Below are 16,147 nucleotides of genomic sequence, written 5' to 3'. Positions count from 1 at the left end.
CCCCCGCGCAAGAAACCCGCCCCTACGCCGGAGGCGCCCCGTACGGCCCCTGCGCATACGCATCCGGCTCAGGATCCCGCGGCCCGAACAACGCCGTCAGCCCCAGATGACCCACCAGCGCCGCCAACGACCACGCCAGCAACGCCCCCTTCGCCCCAAGCTCCAGCGGCGCCGCAAAAGTGACCCCCCGGCCCACCTCCCGCGCATGGGCCGCCACATCCTGCGTAGGCCCGAGCCAGATCCCCAGCCGCCAGGCAAGCAACGAACCGAGCACACCCCCGACCGTGAGCGCGACAACGATCGGAATCCCTCCACGCCGCCGCAGCACGAACACGACCAGCGCACTCACCAGCCCGAACCCGAGCGCAAGCAGAATGAACGTCCCGTCCACCCCGATGGCCTGCTCCCCCTCCGTGTCCTTGAGATAGACCGCGGACGAGTCCGAGACCAGTGGCACCTCAGGCGCGAGCCACCACCACAGCACCCCGAGCAACACCCCACCGACCGCCATGGCGAGCGCGATGACAGCGGCCTCCCGCACTTCGGTCTTCATCCCGGGGCCGTCCTCCTGATAACCGACGGATCCGCCCGCACCAGCGGCGGCGTGCGGCGACGCCTGCCAGGCAGGGTGCGGCGACTGGTACTCCGGAGACTGCTGATCCGGGGACTGCTGATCCGCAGAGGGACGATGCGGCGGCTGGGGCGGAGTAAGCGGTGCGGTCACCCTGACATCGTGCCAGGCTCGCGTGTCAACCGCGTCATCGGACGGCAGCCCGACGATAGGCCCAGGTCGCGATGGCCAGCGAGACCACCCCGACCCCCGCGCACACGGCGAGGTCGAGCACGACGACCCCCCAGTCGGGATGCGCCTCGAAGGTCAGCCCGAAGGCTTCGACACCGTACGTGGACGGCAGCAGGTCCCGCGCGTACTGGACGACCGTGGGCAGCCGGTCCGCCGGCAGCACCCCGAGCAGCAGAGCCGCCGACATACCCAACTGCCCGAGCAACGTGGCGAGTTCGGGCCGCGGCGCCAGCAGCCCGAGCGCAGCTCCGAGCCCGGCGAGCGCCGCGCCCGCGAGCGGGATCACGGCGGCGAGGATCCACAGATGAGCCATCGGCAGGCCGAACAGCACGCACCCGAAGACGGCGGTGACCACGGTCCCCGGCACGGTGAAGGAGGCGTACGCGCCCGCCGCACCCAGCACCACCGCCGCCGGCGGCACCGGCAACGTCGCGTAATGATCGAGCCCGCCGCTCGCCCGCAGCTGCCCGAAGTACTGGGCGAGCAGGTTCAGCGCGACGAAGGCGACGACGAGCACCGACGAGCCCGCCACCACGGCCCGCGCCTCGCCTCCGCCGTCCACCACCCCGCGCATCAGGACCATGATCCCGATCGACTGGAAGGTGGCCACGAACAGCAGCGGAATCCGCGCGACCCGCGCCCGGGACAGCTGAGCCCGGTACACGGCGCACAGCGCGGGCCACAGCCGGGCACGCGGTCCGAGCTCGGCGGCTTGTTCCGCGACGGCGTCCTCGACGGGGAGGGCGCGGCCCGGCAGGACCTCGGCGGGTACGACACTCACGTCGAGCGGCTCCTGTTCGCTTCAGCTGTCGTCCTGTTCCGTACGGCCAGAGCGGCCCGAACACTCACGCTTTGACCAACCCCCGTACATTGCCGGCGCTCCCGCCCAGCGCCAGATACACGTCTTCGAGGCTCGGTGTGGCGAGCGTGAAGTCGTCCAGGGCGGCGAACGCGGCCCCGCCGGTGACGGCGGCGACGGCCGCGCGGGCCTCCTCGGGGGCCAGGCGCAGCGCCCAGCGGCGGCCGGACTCGACGGCACGGTCGCGCAGCGCGGCGACCTCGGGAACATCGAGGGGCGCGCGCTCCCGCCAGACGAGTTCGAGGCGCACCTCGCCCGCGACCTGCTCCTTCAGCCCGGAGGGAGTGTCGCAGGCGATGACACGGCCCTGGTCCATCACGGCGACACGGTCGAGAACCGTCTCGGCCTCGATGACGTTGTGGGTGACCAGCAGAACCGTCGTGCCGTTCTCGGCCCGGCGCCGGTCGACGGCGCCCCAGACGGCACGACGGGCGATCGGGTCCATGCCGGCGGTCGGCTCGTCGAGCACGAGCAGCGGACGCTCACCCACGAGCGCGGCGGCGAAGCAGGCGAGCCGTCGCTGCCCGCCCGACAGTTTCCGCAGCGGTCGTGAGGCGAGGGCGGCGAGGCCCAGCTCCTCGAGGACGGTGTCCCGCTCGGCCCGCGCGCTGCGCACGTCCAGCCCGCGCAGCCGCCCGGTGGTCTCCGCGGCGAGCGACACCGTCAGCTCGTCGAGCGCGGTGGACTCCTGTCCGAGGTACGCGAGGATCCGCGCCGCCCGCTCGGGATGGCGCACGATGTCGTGCCCGAGGATGTCGACGCTGCCGCGGTCGGGGCGCATCAGTCCGGTCAGCTGCCGTACGAGTGTGGACTTCCCGGCCCCGTTCGGCCCGAGCAGCCCGAAGATCTCGCCACGCCGGATATCGATCCGCACGCCGTCGGTGGCCCGCACCTCGGGTGTCCCGGGTGCCCCGCGCCGTCCACGCACCGCCGGATAGGTCTTGGTCAGATCCCGCACCGCGCACACGACATCCCCACCGTGCCCCTGCCGGGCTGCCTGTGCGGTGCGCGTACTCACGAGGCACGAGCCTACGGGGTCTCGGGTACCGATTTGCGCCGGGGGCACTGCCCGAGCCCCGTCAGGGGCGCGGGGCTGTGACATCTGCGGCTCCGCCGCGATGGGGGCCCCGCTCAAGCGAAGCCGAGAGTGGGGGGGGGAGCGACCAGCCACAACGAACCCGCAGCCGCCTACGAACAAAGCGCCCGAGCTACTAGGCGCTCGTCCCCGCGCGAGCGTGCTCCGCGCCCCATCAGGGGCGCGGGGCCGTGACGTATGCGGCTCCGCCGCGATGGGGTCCCCTCGCTCGAGCGAAGCCGAGAGTGGGGGAGCAACAAGCCCCCACCCGCCCGCGGGTTTGTCACCGTTCTCCCAGCGGAGCGCTCACGCACTCACTCCCCCGCGGGCGCGTGCTCCGCAGCCGTGCGCACATCGATCTCCCGCCAGAACCCCGCCCGGATCGCGTACCGATCATGCTCATCGATCTGGTCGTCCTTGTGCGCGAGCAGCCCGAACCGCGCCGCGTACCGCAGCAACTCCCCGTCGATCCGGTGCGGCACCCGCGGATACATCGTGGACAGCTTCTGCACATGCGCCGGGTCGGACAGCCGCCCCATCCAGCGCCGCGCGAACACCTGCCCGACCTCGTACGGATCCCCGCCCACCGTCGTGATGTCCTCCTCCCGGTCGGCCCACCGCTGCTCGGCCGTGGTGAGCTGCGCGAGCGTCGGCAGCGAGGCGGCGTCCGCGGACTCGGCGGCGCCGGGCCGGTCGACCCACCCCTTGTCGGACGACCACCGCAGCGTGGCGTTCGCGGGATGCTGGGTGGCCTGCGCACCGGGCGCGCGCAAGGCCGCCAGATCCTTCGGCGTCGGCACCCCCTTCGCGGCTGGCCCCCGCTCCTGCGTGCCGTTCTCACTCGGCGCCGGCTGCGGGTGCTGCGGCTCCCGCGCGCTCCGCTCGCTACCGGAGGGCAGCCCGGACTCGGGCAGCGGCGCGGAGAGGATCGCGGCGATCTCGGGCCGCGGCGCGGGCGGCGTCGCGCAGATCCCGCCGAACTCCTTGGCCCGTACGGCCTTGGTGATCCACGTCCGGTCCAGTACGCGGCGCTCATCGGCCTCCGCGACCAGGTCCTCGGACTGGTTGTAGTCGCCGTCGGCGGCCTGCACCGCCCACAGGTGAACAGCGACGCCGTGCTCCTTGGCGGCCATCATGCCCGGCAGCAGATCCCCGTCACCGGTCACCAGGACCACGTCGGAGCAGGCCCGGTTACGCGCCAGCTCCGTAAGCTCGGCGTGCATGGCGGCGTCGACGCCCTTCTGCGCCCACCGCCCGTCACTGCGGGTCAGCGCACCCAGACGTACGGTCACCCGAGGCATTACACGCAGCCTTCGGTGCTCGGGCTGCGGCACGCGGTCGGGGGCGCCGTCGAACCAGTAGATGCGCAACAAGGGCCGTTCCGTGTCGGACTCGGCGCGCTCGCGCAGCCCCTGGATCAGGGCGGCGTGGTCGACGGTGATCCGGGACCTCGAAGGCTCCCCGGCGAGAAGACTGGCGGCGGCCCCGAGCAGATACCCGGCGTCCACCAGGACGATGCAGCGGTCCACGCGATCCACCCTCTTTCCGGGAGGTTTGCTTCGGGCTTCCTTCGAGTCTGCCCGACTGCGCGGAGGTTAACGGCCGGAACTCGATCTTCGGCGTGGCGTATCCGAGGTTCACCCTCCGACAGGCCTTACTACGCACAGTAATTCTCTGACATGCGCGGCTTCTGCGCCTATGTGAATCTGATCCCGATCCTGACCCCTAGGCAATCCCAACAGGAGGCAGATCACCATGGCCAAGAACAAGAACCGCAAGCAGACCGGCCCGAAGCAGAGTGGCGCGCACGATCAAGCCCGGCGCGGAGCCGAGGAGTTGGCGCCGGCCGCCGAGCAGACCGAATCCGCGGCGAGCGCCGCCCAGTTCGCCTCCGGCGGCGGCAAGCGGCGGAAGAAGTTCGGCCACAACTAAGCGGCCTAGGGGCGGCACAGGGCGAGAGGGGCGCACCCGGATCGGGGCGCCCCTCGTCGTTTCCGTACGCCCTGTTGCGAAAGCGGTGTTGCGTACGCGCTGTTGCGTACGTCGTTTCCGTACGCGTCTGTTCAGCCGGCCAGGCAGGACGGGCCGAGCAGGACCTTCAAGTCCCCGAAGAGCGCCGGGTCCGGCTTCACGCGGTGGCGGTCGAGCCGTAGCACCGTCGTCTTGCGCGGGCCCTGGAGCTTGATGCGTACCTCGCTGTCGCCCTTGTGATGGCTGAGGATCTCGCCGAGGCGGCTGACCATGGGCGGGGTGACCTTCAGAGCCGGAATCGTCAGGATGACGGGGGCGTTGGTGCCCGCGTTCGACAGATCCGGGACCTGGAGCTCCATCGCGACGAGGCGGGGTACGTCCTCGCGCTTGTCGAGGCGTCCCTTGACGAACACCACGGCGTCCTCGACGAGCTGGGTGGACACCAGCTGGTAGGTGGCGGGGAAGAACATGCACTCCAGGGAGCCGGCCAGGTCCTCGACGGTGGCGATGGCCCAGGCGTTGCCCTGCTTGGTCATCTTCCGTTGCAGGCCGGAGATGATGCCGCCGATGGTGACGACCGCCCCGTCACCGAAGTCGCCGCCGGTGAGCTGGGCGATACCGGCGTCGGCCTTGTCGGACAGCACGTGTTCCAGGCCGAACAGCGGGTGGTCGGAAACGTACAGGCCGAGCATCTCCCGTTCCTGGGCGAGGAGGTAGGCCTTGTCCCACTCATCGTCGGTGAACGTGACGTCCATGCCGAAGCCGGGTTCGTCGGCGGCGTCGTCGCCCATGCCACCGAAGAGGTCGAACTGGCCCTCGGCCTCCTTGCGTTTGACCTGCACCACGTTGTCGATCATCGGCTCGAACTGGGCGGTCAGCCCCTTGCGGGTGTGCCCCATGGTGTCGAAGGCGCCGGCCTTGATCAGTGATTCGGTGGTGCGCTTGTTGCAGACGACGGCCTCGACCTTGTCGAGGTAGTCAGGGAAGGAGGCGTACTTTCCCTTGGCCTTGCGCGAGCGGATGATCGATTCGACGACGTTCGTGCCGACGTTACGGACGGCCGAGAGGCCGAAGAGGATCACGTCGTCGCCCTGCGCGGCGAAGTTGGACATCGACTCGTTGACGTTCGGCGGCAGCACCCGGATGCCCATGCGCCGGCACTCGTTGAGGTAGACGGCCGACTTGTCCTTGTCGTCCTTGACCGAGGTGAGCAGCGCGGCCATGTACTCGGCGGGGTAGTTCGCCTTCAGATACGCCGTCCAGTACGAGACGAGTCCGTACGCGGCGGAGTGGGCCTTGTTGAACGCGTAGCCGGCGAAGGGGACCAGCACGTCCCACAGTGCCTGGATCGCCTCGTCGCTGTAGCCGTTCTTGCGGGCGCCCGCCTGGAAGAGGACGAAGTTCTTCGCCAGCTCGTCGGGCTTCTTCTTGCCCATCACACGGCGCAGGATGTCGGCCTCGCCGAGCGAATACCCGGCGATGATCTGGGCGGCCTTCTGCACCTGCTCCTGGTAGACGATCAGGCCGTAGGTGACGGCGAGCACCTCTTCGAGGGGCTCCTCCAGCTCCTTGTGGATCGGTGTGATCTCCTGGCGGCCGTTCTTGCGCTCCGCGTAGTTGATGTGCGAGTTCATGCCCATCGGGCCCGGCCGGTAGAGGGCCGAGACGGCGGAGATGTCCTCGAAGTTGTCGGGCTGCATCTGGCGGAGCAGCGAACGCATCGGGCCGCCGTCGAACTGGAAGACGCCGAGAGTGTCACCGCGGCAGAGCAGTTCGAAGGTCTTGGGATCGTCCAGCGAAAGGGAGAGCATCTCCAAGTCGATGCCCTTGTTGGCCTTCACCATCTTGATGGCGTCGTCCATGATCGTGAGGTTGCGCAGGCCCAGGAAGTCCATCTTCAGCAGGCCGAGCGACTCGCACTGTGGGTAGTCCCACTGGGTGATGGTCACCCCGTCGGTGTGCCGCACCCAGATCGGGGCGTGGTCGACGATGGGCTCGCTGGACATGATCACGCCGGCCGCGTGCACACCCATCTGCCGGACGAGTCCCTCGACGCCCTTGGCGGTGTCGATGACCTTCTTCACGTCCGGTTCGTTCTCGTACATCCCGCGGATCTCGCCGGCCTCGCTGTAGCGGGGGTGCGAGGGATCGGTGATGCCGTTCAGGTCGATGCCCTTGCCGAGCACGTCGGCGGGCATCGCCTTGGTGAGCCGGTCGCCCATCGCGTACGGATAGCCCAGTACGCGCGCGGAGTCCTTGATCGCGTTCTTCGCCTTGATCTTGCCGTACGTGCCGATCATGGCGACCTTGTCGGCCCCGTACTTCTCCGTCACATACCGGATCACCTCCACGCGCCTGCGCTCGTCGAAGTCGATGTCGACATCGGGCATGGAGACACGCTCGGGGTTGAGGAACCGCTCGAAGATCAGACCGTGCGGGATCGGGTCGAGGTCGGTGATGCCCATGGCGTACGCGACGATCGAGCCGGCCGCGGAGCCTCGGCCGGGACCGACCGCGATGCCCTGCTCCTTGGCCCACATGATGAAGTCGGCGACCACCAGGAAGTACCCCGGGAACCCCATCTGGATGATGACGTCCATCTCGTACTCGGCCTGCTTCTGGCGGTCCTCGGGGACACCGCCGGGGAAGCGGCGCTCCATGCCCCGGCGCACCTCCTCCTGGAACCAGGTGACCTCGGTGAAGCCCTCGGGGATCTCGAATTTCGGCATGAGGTTCTTGGCCTCGAACATGCCGGTGGTGTCGATCTGCTCGGCCACCAGCAGCGTGTTCGCACACCCCTGCTGCCAGGCGTCCGAGGAGTCGATGGCGTACATCTCGTCGGTGGACTTCAGGTAGTAGCCGGTGCCGTCGAACTTGAACCGGTCCGGATCCGAGACGTTCTTGCCGGTCTGGATGCACAGCAGCGCGTCGTGCGCGGCCGCCTCGTGCGGATACGTGTAGTGCGAGTCATTGGTCACCAGCGGCGGAATGCCGAGCTTCTTGCCCACCCGCAGCAGGTCCTCCCGCACCCTGCGCTCGATGTCGATGCCGTGGTCCATCAACTCCAGGAAGTACCGGTCCTTGCCGAAGATGTCCTGGTACTCCGCGGCCGCCTTCACCGCCTCGTCGAACTGACCGAGCCGCAACCGGGTCTGCAACTCCCCCGAAGGACACCCGGTGGAGGCGATCAAACCCTCCGACCACTGCGAGATGGTCTCCTTGTCCATCCGCGGCCACTTCTGCAGCCAGCCCTCCGCATACGCGTCCGAGGACAGCTTGAACAGGTTGTGCAGCCCGGTCTTGTTCGCCGCCCAGATCGTCTTGTGCGTGTAGCCACCGGAGCCGGACACGTCGTCCCGCTTCTGGTGCGGCTGGCCCCACTGGATCTTCCGCTTGTTGCGCCGCGACTCCGGCGCCACATACGCCTCGATGCCGATGATCGGCGTGACCCCGGCCTTCTTGGCGGAGTGGAAGAAGTCGTACGCCCCGTGCAGGTTGCCGTGGTCGGACATGGCGATGTGTGTCATGCCCATCTCGTTGCACGCGTCGAACATGTCCTTCAGCCGCGCGGCACCGTCCAGCAACGAGTACTGGGTGTGGACGTGCAGGTGCGTGAACGGCGGCTTTGACACGGCTTCGGCCTCCAAGGCGAACAGCGGTCGACGGGCTCCCGACAGGCTGCGAACAGTCTGGGGTCAGCGCCGAAGTCTATGCCTCGGCACTGACAATTCGAGGGGTCCCCCGCGTACGTTCACATGCGGAGAACGGGCACTCCCGCGTACCTTCGTCCGTTGGAAGAGGACGGGCGTTTTCCGTCCCACTTGTCATGCGTCACCCTGCACCTGGAGGCACCCCGCGATGTCGGATCCGCAGCTCAGCGCCGAGCAACGCGGCGAACAGATCCTCGCCGTCTTCGACACCGCCTTCGGCCAGTTGCTGGCCGCCGACCCGGCCGCGTTCCGCGTGAAGTTCCGGAAAATGGCGGCCTCGGCGTTCGCCTTCTACCGGGGCACGGCGTGCCTCTTCTACCACGACCTGGAGCAGGAGAACGCCGGGCGGGGTGGTGGGAGGATTCTGAGTGGACCGTACCTCGATGAGCGCACCTCGCGCGTGTGGATCCACGGCGACCTGCACGCCGAGAACTTCGGCACGTACATGGACTCCCAGGGTCGCCTGATCTTCAACGTCAACGACTTCGACGAGGCGTACGTCGGCCCCTTCACCTGGGACCTCAAGCGCCTCGCGGCCTCCGTGGCGCTGATCGGGTACGCGAAGGCACTCAGCGACGAGCAGATCACCGAGCTGGTACGGACCTACGCGGCCTCGTACCGCGACCGGATCCACGCCCTCGCGACGGGCGCCAAGAGCGACGAGGTGCCTCCCTTCACGCTGGACACCGCCCAGGGCCCGCTCCTGGACGCGCTGCGTGACGCCCGCTCGCTGACCCGCTTCGGGTTGCTCGAGTCGATGACGGAGATCCGAGACTTCGAGCGCCGCTTCGCGCCGGGCGGCGGCTCCATCGAGCTGGACGCGGCCACGCGCTACAAGGTGCTCGCGGCCTTCGACGGCTATCTGGAGACGCTGCCGGAGGCCTCCCTGGCCCGCCCGGACTCGTATCGCGTGAAGGACGTCGTGGGCCGCCGCGGCATCGGCATCGGCTCGGCCGGTCTCCCCTCGTACAACATCCTTCTGGAGGGCGCCACGGACGCTCTGGAGAACGATGTGGTGATCTACATCAAGCAGGCCCAGACTCCGGCCGTCTCCCGGCACATCACGGACCCGGCGATCCGCGAGTACTTCCAGCACGAGGGCCACCGCACGGTGATCTCGCAGCGCGCTCTCCAGGCGCACGCGGACCCGTGGCTCGGCTGGACCGAGCTGGACGGCTCGGGCCAGCTGGTCGCCGAGGTGTCGCCGTACGCGGTGGACCTGGACTGGGGCGACATCGACGACCCGGAGGAGATCGCGGCGGTCGTCGCCGACCTGGGGCGGGCCACGGCCACCATGCACGCGGCGGCGGACGACGAGAGCGGCCACTCCGAGCTGGTGCCGTTTTCCACGGAGCGGGCCATCGACGCGGCGATCGCGGCGGACGAGTCCGGCTTCGGGGACCTCCTGGTGGACTTCGCCCATGCGTACGGCGCACGCGCGCGTGCCGACCACCAGATCTTCGTGGACCTGTTCCGCAACGGACGGATTCCGGGGCTGTAGACCGGTGACCGCCCACTCACGCACAGGGAGCTTTTTAGCGCTCCCTTACAGGAGTACGTGACACACTCTCCACTGCTATGGACACATCCGGGACCCAGCTGAGAGCCGTACGCGCGGCACTGTTCACGGCACTCGTCGTGACACTGTCCGTCGCGTCGCACGTGCTGCTGTCCCGGGCCCCGCTGCCGCTGGCCACCGTGGCCGCGCTCACCGCCGCCGTCTTCGTCATCGCGTACGCGCTGGCAGGCCACGAGCGCGGCTTCGGGCGGATCGCCGCCCTGCTGATCCCGCTGGAGCTGGCCGCCGACACGCTGTTCACAGCGGGTCAGCACGCCTGTTACGGCAAGGCGGGCGGCCCAGTGGCGGGCCCACTGCGGTCGGTCGGCCTCGACTTCCTGTGCGCGGGCGAGGTCGGCACTCCGCTGGCGCAATTCAGCGGGGGCGGCGCGCAGCGCCTCTATGAGGGGCGGTGGTCGGGTGACGGGTGGGCGCGCGAAGGCGACGGTGCCGCCGCGCTTCTCGCCCACGCCGATCCGGCCGCCGCCTGGCTGCTGCTCGCCGCACACGTCGGCGTCGGCCTCCTCGCGGCCGCTTGGCTGCGGCGCGGCGAGCGGGCTCTGACCCAAGTCCTGTGCGCGGCCGTCGCGTCCACCTTCCGGCCGCTGTTGCTCGCCGTCACCGCGGTGACCGTGCGGCCCGCGCGCGTACTCCGGCTCCCGCGCCCCGTGCGGCGCACGAGCGCACCCCGCAGCCACTTCTTCGTGCACTCCCTGAGACGGCGTGGACCGCCGTGCTCGCTTGTTGCCGCCTCAATGGCGTGAACCGCAGCTGAGCACAGCAGTCCACATCCCCATGCCTTCACACGGAGAAAACGATCATGAGCAAGAGGAACAGCCAGTCGGCCAAGACGGCGGCCCGTGAGCGGCTGCGCGCCGAACGCGAGCGCCAGGCCAAGCGCGCCAAGATCAAGCGGCAGGTCATCGTCGCCTGCTCCGTCGTCGGTGTTCTCGCGGCGGCAGGCGGCATCAGCTACGCCGTCGTCCAGGGCAACAAGCCGGGCCACTGGGAGGCCGCGCAGGACGACAAGCTCGTCAAGCCCGCCCACACCACCGGAGAGAACGGCACGACCGTCGTCATCGGCAAGAGCAGCGCCAAGAAGACCCTGGAGATGTACGAGGACCCGCGCTGTCCGATCTGTGCCCAGTTCGAGCAGGCGGTCGGACCGACGGTCGACAAGGGCATCGAGGACGGGACGTACAAGGTCCAGTTCATCGGCGCCACGTTCATCGACAAGAGCACCCAGGGCGAGGGCTCCAAGAACGCGCTCAGCGCGATGGGCGCCGCCCTCAACGTCAGCACGGACGCCTTCCTGCAGTACAAGGCGGCGCTCTACTCAGCGAAGTACCACCCCGAGGAGACCGAGGACAAGTTCAAGGACGACTCGTACCTGATCGAGGTGGCCGACACCGTCGACGCACTGAAGGACAACAAGAGGTTCCAGACGGCGGTGGAGAACGGCACCTACGACAAGTGGGCGCTGCTCATGTCGGAGAAGTTCGACGACAGCGGTGTCCAGGGCACGCCGACGCTGAAGATGGACGGCAAGACGCTCACCGGCTCCGACGGCAAGAACGCGCCGATGACCGTCGCCGATTACGAGGCGGCGATCAGCAAGGCGCTGGCGGCCTGAGCCACCCGGAGAGCACTCAGGGTCCCGAGCGAAGGGCCTGAGCGAATCCGCGTCAAAGAGCGGGCGAACTTTACGAGTTCGCCCGCTCTCGCCATGTACTGATCAGTAATCTGAGCGCCTGTGACCAGTCGCATCAGATCCCACACCGATCCCAATTCTCCCAAATCCCTCAACTCGCCCGCCCCGCGCCGCCGTACGGTCGTCAAGGCGGCAGCGGCGACCGCCGCACTCGCGGGCCCTCTCGCCGCCGCGATACCCGCCCGGGCCGTAGCCGAGGCCCCCGCGTTCCTGCACGGTGTCGCCTCCGGTGACCCGCTGCCCGACGGCATCCTGCTGTGGACCCGGGTGACGCCCACACCGGAGGCCGTACCCGGCTCCGGGCTCGGCCCGAACGTCGAGGTGAGCTGGACCGTCGCCCTGGACAAGACGTTCATGAACGTCGTCGCCAAGGGCTCCACCACCGCGTCCGCCACCACCGACCACACCGTCAAGGCGGACATACGCGGCCTGAAGCCCGCCACGGATTACTGGTTCCGCTTCTCCAGTGGCGGCACCGACTCCCCGGCCGCCCGCACCCGCACCGCCCCGGCCACCGACGCAGCCGTGACCGGCATGCGCTTCGGCGTGGTGTCCTGCGCCAACTGGGAGGCCGGCCACTTCTCGGCGTACCGGCACCTGGCCGCACGCGGCGACCTGGACGCCTGGCTGCATCTGGGCGACTACATCTACGAGTACGGCACCGGCGAGTACGGGACACGCGGCACCGTCATACGCCCGCACGCGCCCGCCCACGAGATCCTCACGCTCGCCGACTACCGCACACGGCACGGCCGTTACAAGACCGACCCGGACCTACAGGCTCTGCACGCCACCGCCCCCGTCATCGCCATCTGGGACGACCACGAGCTCGCCAACGACGCGTGGTCGGGCGGCGCCGAGAACCACACCGAGGGCGCGGAGGGCACCTACTCGACCCGCCAAGCGGCCGCCAAGCAGGCCTACTTCGAGTGGATGCCGGTCCGCCCGGCGATCGAGGGCACGACCTATCGCCGACTGCGCTTCGGCAAGCTGGCCGATCTCTCGCTGCTCGACCTGCGGTCCTTCCGTTCGCAGCAGGTGTCGGTCGGCAACGGCGGCGTCGACGATCCGAACCGTACGCTCACGGGCCGGGCCCAACTCGACTGGCTGAAGACGGGGTTGGCAGCGTCCGACACCACCTGGCGGCTGGTCGGCAACTCGGTGATGATCGCGCCGTTCGCCATCGGCTCGCTCTCCGCCGAGATCCTGAAACCGCTCGCCAAGCTGCTGGGCCTGCCGCAGGAGGGCCTCGCCCTCAACACCGACCAGTGGGACGGCTACACCGACGACCGTCGCGAACTGCTCGCGCATCTGCGCAGCAACGCCATCCGCAACACCGTCTTCCTCACCGGCGACATCCACATGGCCTGGGCCAACGACGTGCCGGTCAACGCCGGTACGTACCCTCTGTCCCCCTCCGCCGCCACCGAGTTCGTCGTCACCTCCGTCACCTCCGACAACCTGGACGACCTGGTCAACGTCCCCGAAGGCGCCATCTCGGCCGTAGCCTCACCCGTGATCCGCGCGGCCAACCGGCATGTCCACTGGGTCGACACCGACCGGCACGGCTACGGCGTACTGGACCTCACCGCCGAGCGCGCGCAGATGGACTACTACGTCCTCTCCGACCGCACACGCGCCAATGCCACGGCGTCCTGGGCCCGTTCGTACCGCACGCGCAGCGGCACGCAGAAGGTCGAGCGGGTGTACGCGCCGGTGAACTGACCCTTCTTCTGCCCCTCACTTCCGTCGATCAGAGACTGTCGAGGAAGCCGAGCGCCACCAGCCAGGTGGCCTCGGCCGCCTCCTTGTCGTAGTCCGGCAGGCCGGGATCGGTGTAGAGGTGACCGGCCCCGGCGTATCTGTAGACCTCCACCTCGGCGCCCGCCCTGCCCATCCGGAGATACCAGGCGGTCAGCCAGTCGTCGGGCTCGAAGGGGTCCGGCTCGGCCACGTGCAGCTGGACCGGCAGCTCGTCCACCGACGCGTTCTCCGCGATGTCCGAGGTGCCGTGCAGCAGCAGGAGCCCTCGCGCCTTCTCGTCGCCGAGCGCCAGCGTCTGCGCGGTCGCGGCGCCGAGGGAGAACCCGGCGTAGACGAGACCTCGCTCCGAGTAGGGCGCGGCGGCCAGGATCGCGCGCTTGAGCAGCTCGTCCTTGCCTATCTCGTCCTTGAAGGCCATGCCTTCCTCGACGGTCTCGAAGGTCCGCCCCTCGAAGAGGTCGGGGGTCCACACCTCGTGGCCCGCCGCGCGCAGTCGATCCGCCGCGTCGCGCACCGCGGGCCGCAGCCCATAGGTCGAGTGGAAGAGCATGATGTCCATGAGGCCATCGTGCCAGCCGGCACTGACAACGGCGCCGGACCGGAGCTGGGACCCGGACTGCGGCTGGGCCCGGAACCATGACCGGGAAACCGGAGCCGCATGTCCATGGCGGACCGGAGCCGGTTACCGTCGAGGGCATGGAGAACGTACTGCGCCCGCTGATCGTCGTCGGCGGCTCCGTCGTCCTCACCCTGGTGATCGGCTGGGCCGTGGACCGGCTGATGCGACGCATCGACGAAGCGCACAGCGAAACCCCGCTATGGGGCCTGCTGCGCCGCGCCCGCATCCCCTTCCAGGTCGTGCTGCTCACGGCGTTCCTCAGAGGCTCGTACGACCAGGCGCGGATCTTCCCGTCCTACTCCGCCGTGATCGGCCGGACCCTGACACTGGTACTCATCGGGTCCGCCGCCTGGCTGGTGGTGCGGATCGCGGCGGCGATCGTCGAGACGTCGTACGCCCGTTACGCGTCCGCCCACCGAGATCCGGCCCGGCTCCGCCGTGTGCGGACCCAGGTGTCGCTGATCATGCGCGTGGTCACGGCGATCGTCGGCGTGGTGGCGATCGCCGCGATGCTGTTCACGTTCCCCGCGATGCGGGCGGCCGGGGCCTCGCTGCTCGCCTCGGCCGGCATCCTCGGCATCGTCGCCGGTGTCGCCGCGCAGTCCACGCTCAGCAATCTCTTCGCGGGGCTGCAGATCGCCTTCGGCGACATGGTGCGGCTCGGCGACGTCGTGGTGGTGGACGGCGAATGGGGCACGGTCGACGAGATCACGCTGACCTTCCTGACCGTACGCACCTGGGACGAGCGCCGGATCACCATGCCGGTCTCCTACTTCACGTCCAAGCCCTTCGAGAACTGGTCCCGCGGCGGCGTCCAGATGACCGGCACGGTCTTCCTGCACGTCGATCACAGCGCGCCCCTGGAGGCGATGCGCGAGCGACTCCGCGACATCCTGCGCGAGTGCCCGGCCTGGGACGGCCGCCACTACGACCTGACCGTCACCGACTCGACGCCCACCACCATGGAGCTGCGCGCCCTGGTGACCGCCAAGGACCCCGACGACCTGTGGACGGTCCGCGTCACGGTCCGCGAGCACCTCCTCCGCTGGCTCACCGAACACCACCCCTACGCACTCCCCCGCGTCAACACGGCCGACGCGATCCTCCCCCCGGGCTCCCTCCTGCCGGACGGCTCGCTACCGCGCACGAACCGGGGCCGCTTCCACGCTCCGCCGCGAACGGAACGCGCCCCTTAAGGGGCGCGGGGCTGTGACATCAGCGGCTCCGCCGGGGGCGCGAGCAACCACCTACGCACCCGCACCCAAAAACGAACCCAACCTGCCCAACCGTCGGAGGCTAATGTCCGCGTTCCGCGCCGCCGTTGACCTGGATGATCTGGGCGGTGATATGTGCGGCCGCCGGCGAGGCCAGCCAGTGAAGCGTCGCGGCGACGTCACCAGGCGTCCCGGCACGACCCGTCGACGTTTCGGCAATCAACCGCTCGCGCCTCGCGTCATCCATGGTCTCGCCGAAGAACCCGGTGTCCTCGACATAACCGGGCGCCACCACGTTCACGGTGACGCCGCGCGGCCCCAACTGCCGGGCCAGGTCGAAGGCGTACGGGTGCAGCGCGGCCTTGGACGCGGCGTATGGCCCGCTCCCGGAACCTCGATAGGCGGCGATCGAGCTGAGGAACAGCACCCGCCCGCCGGGCGACGCGAGCCGGTCCCGCAGCGCCTCGGTGAGCAGCGCCGCCGTCAGCGTGTTGAGCCGGAAGTTGAGCGTCCAATTGTACGCGGCGATCACCAGTGGATCGTCGCTGCCGACCTTCGGCTCCAGATACCCGGCACCACCCGCGCTGTGGACGAGTACGTCGACGGTGCCCAACTCGGCGGCGACGAACCGTTCGACCCCACGCACCCCTTCGACCTCGCTGAGATCAGCCGCGTACGTGAGCGCTCTGGGCACCTCCGCCTTCTGAAGCACCTCGGCCCGGCGCCCGAGCAGCAGCACCTGATCCCCGTCCGCCGCGAAGGCCCGGGCCGCCGCGAGCCCGATCCCCGTACCGCCACCGCTGATCACCACGTTGCGCGCCATGAGATCGATCCTACGAAGACTCAGCTGTGGCGGCAGTCGAA

The 16,147-nt window shown here is 69.3% G+C and carries 13 protein-coding genes; 6 read left to right on the top strand and 7 right to left on the bottom strand.

The window, feature by feature from the left end:
* Nucleotides 1-22 precede the first annotated feature (22 nt).
* From G6048_RS18280 to G6048_RS18265, 4 genes are all read right to left on the bottom strand, one after another.
* Nucleotides 23-724 (bottom strand): AAA family ATPase, encoded by a 702-nt coding sequence (locus G6048_RS18280; RefSeq protein WP_165340623.1) that lies wholly within the window; start codon nucleotides 722-724, stop codon nucleotides 23-25.
* A gap of 34 nt (nucleotides 725-758) precedes the next feature.
* On the bottom strand, nucleotides 759-1,583 hold the full coding sequence (locus tag G6048_RS18275; RefSeq protein WP_165340622.1) for an ABC transporter permease: 825 nt from the start codon (nucleotides 1,581-1,583) through the stop codon (nucleotides 759-761).
* Nucleotides 1,584-1,647: 64 nt separating this feature from the next.
* Nucleotides 1,648-2,628 carry an ABC transporter ATP-binding protein gene (locus G6048_RS18270; RefSeq protein ID WP_165340624.1) on the bottom strand — a complete coding sequence of 327 codons (981 nt, stop codon included), beginning with the start codon at nucleotides 2,626-2,628 and terminating at the stop codon, nucleotides 1,648-1,650.
* A 422-nt stretch (nucleotides 2,629-3,050) separates the two neighbouring features.
* Nucleotides 3,051-4,265 (bottom strand): NYN domain-containing protein, encoded by a 1,215-nt coding sequence (locus G6048_RS18265; protein WP_165340621.1) that lies wholly within the window; start codon nucleotides 4,263-4,265, stop codon nucleotides 3,051-3,053.
* A 226-nt stretch (nucleotides 4,266-4,491) separates the two neighbouring features.
* Between G6048_RS18265 and G6048_RS18260 the strand changes: the two genes are divergently transcribed.
* Nucleotides 4,492-4,668: a hypothetical protein gene (locus G6048_RS18260; protein ID WP_165340620.1), complete on the top strand. Its 177-nt coding sequence runs from the start codon at nucleotides 4,492-4,494 to the stop codon at nucleotides 4,666-4,668.
* 131 nt (nucleotides 4,669-4,799) lie between these two features.
* On the opposite strand, the gene dnaE is transcribed toward G6048_RS18260, so the two are convergent.
* Nucleotides 4,800-8,339: a DNA polymerase III subunit alpha gene (gene dnaE, locus G6048_RS18255; protein ID WP_165340619.1), complete on the bottom strand. Its 3,540-nt coding sequence runs from the start codon at nucleotides 8,337-8,339 to the stop codon at nucleotides 4,800-4,802.
* 226 nt (nucleotides 8,340-8,565) lie between these two features.
* Here dnaE and G6048_RS18250 point away from each other — a divergent pair, with 226 nt between their 5' ends.
* The 4 genes from G6048_RS18250 (at nucleotide 8,566) to G6048_RS18235 (ending at nucleotide 13,411) form a co-directional block, all read left to right on the top strand.
* Complete coding sequence (locus G6048_RS18250; RefSeq protein WP_165340618.1) at nucleotides 8,566-9,918, top strand: DUF2252 domain-containing protein; 1,353 nt, start codon at nucleotides 8,566-8,568, stop codon at nucleotides 9,916-9,918.
* A gap of 77 nt (nucleotides 9,919-9,995) precedes the next feature.
* Nucleotides 9,996-10,739 carry a hypothetical protein gene (locus G6048_RS18245; RefSeq protein ID WP_165340617.1) on the top strand — a complete coding sequence of 248 codons (744 nt, stop codon included), beginning with the start codon at nucleotides 9,996-9,998 and terminating at the stop codon, nucleotides 10,737-10,739.
* Between the two features lie 56 nt (nucleotides 10,740-10,795).
* Nucleotides 10,796-11,608 carry a thioredoxin domain-containing protein gene (locus tag G6048_RS18240; RefSeq protein WP_165340616.1) on the top strand — a complete coding sequence of 271 codons (813 nt, stop codon included), beginning with the start codon at nucleotides 10,796-10,798 and terminating at the stop codon, nucleotides 11,606-11,608.
* A 120-nt stretch (nucleotides 11,609-11,728) separates the two neighbouring features.
* A complete protein-coding gene (locus G6048_RS18235; RefSeq protein ID WP_165340615.1) occupies nucleotides 11,729-13,411 on the top strand; it encodes an alkaline phosphatase D family protein in 1,683 nt (560 codons plus the stop codon).
* A 28-nt stretch (nucleotides 13,412-13,439) separates the two neighbouring features.
* On the opposite strand, the gene G6048_RS18230 is transcribed toward G6048_RS18235, so the two are convergent.
* Nucleotides 13,440-14,009 carry a dienelactone hydrolase family protein gene (locus G6048_RS18230; RefSeq protein ID WP_165340614.1) on the bottom strand — a complete coding sequence of 190 codons (570 nt, stop codon included), beginning with the start codon at nucleotides 14,007-14,009 and terminating at the stop codon, nucleotides 13,440-13,442.
* 137 nt (nucleotides 14,010-14,146) lie between these two features.
* Between G6048_RS18230 and G6048_RS18225 the strand changes: the two genes are divergently transcribed.
* Nucleotides 14,147-15,265 (top strand): mechanosensitive ion channel family protein, encoded by a 1,119-nt coding sequence (locus G6048_RS18225; protein WP_165340613.1) that lies wholly within the window; start codon nucleotides 14,147-14,149, stop codon nucleotides 15,263-15,265.
* Nucleotides 15,266-15,365: 100 nt separating this feature from the next.
* On the opposite strand, the gene G6048_RS18220 is transcribed toward G6048_RS18225, so the two are convergent.
* Nucleotides 15,366-16,106, bottom strand: a complete 741-nt coding sequence (locus G6048_RS18220) for an SDR family NAD(P)-dependent oxidoreductase (protein WP_165340612.1) — start codon at nucleotides 16,104-16,106, stop codon at nucleotides 15,366-15,368.
* Nucleotides 16,107-16,147: the final 41 nt, after the last annotated feature.

The organism is Streptomyces ureilyticus (assembly GCF_011045025.1).
GTDB lineage: Bacteria > Actinomycetota > Actinomycetes > Streptomycetales > Streptomycetaceae > Streptomyces > Streptomyces ureilyticus.
This window is presented reverse-complemented; position numbering and strand designations above follow the sequence as displayed.

Coding starts and splice junctions, on each gene's coding strand:
- G6048_RS18260 (WP_165340620.1), top strand. CDS start 4,492: ATGGCCAAGAACAAGAACCGCAAGCAGACCGGCCCGAAGCAGAGTGGC.
- G6048_RS18250 (WP_165340618.1), top strand. CDS start 8,566: ATGTCGGATCCGCAGCTCAGCGCCGAGCAACGCGGCGAACAGATCCTC.
- G6048_RS18245 (WP_165340617.1), top strand. CDS start 9,996: ATGGACACATCCGGGACCCAGCTGAGAGCCGTACGCGCGGCACTGTTC.
- G6048_RS18240 (WP_165340616.1), top strand. CDS start 10,796: ATGAGCAAGAGGAACAGCCAGTCGGCCAAGACGGCGGCCCGTGAGCGG.
- G6048_RS18230 (WP_165340614.1), bottom strand. CDS start 14,009: ATGGACATCATGCTCTTCCACTCGACCTATGGGCTGCGGCCCGCGGTG.
- G6048_RS18225 (WP_165340613.1), top strand. CDS start 14,147: ATGGAGAACGTACTGCGCCCGCTGATCGTCGTCGGCGGCTCCGTCGTC.
- G6048_RS18220 (WP_165340612.1), bottom strand. CDS start 16,106: ATGGCGCGCAACGTGGTGATCAGCGGTGGCGGTACGGGGATCGGGCTC.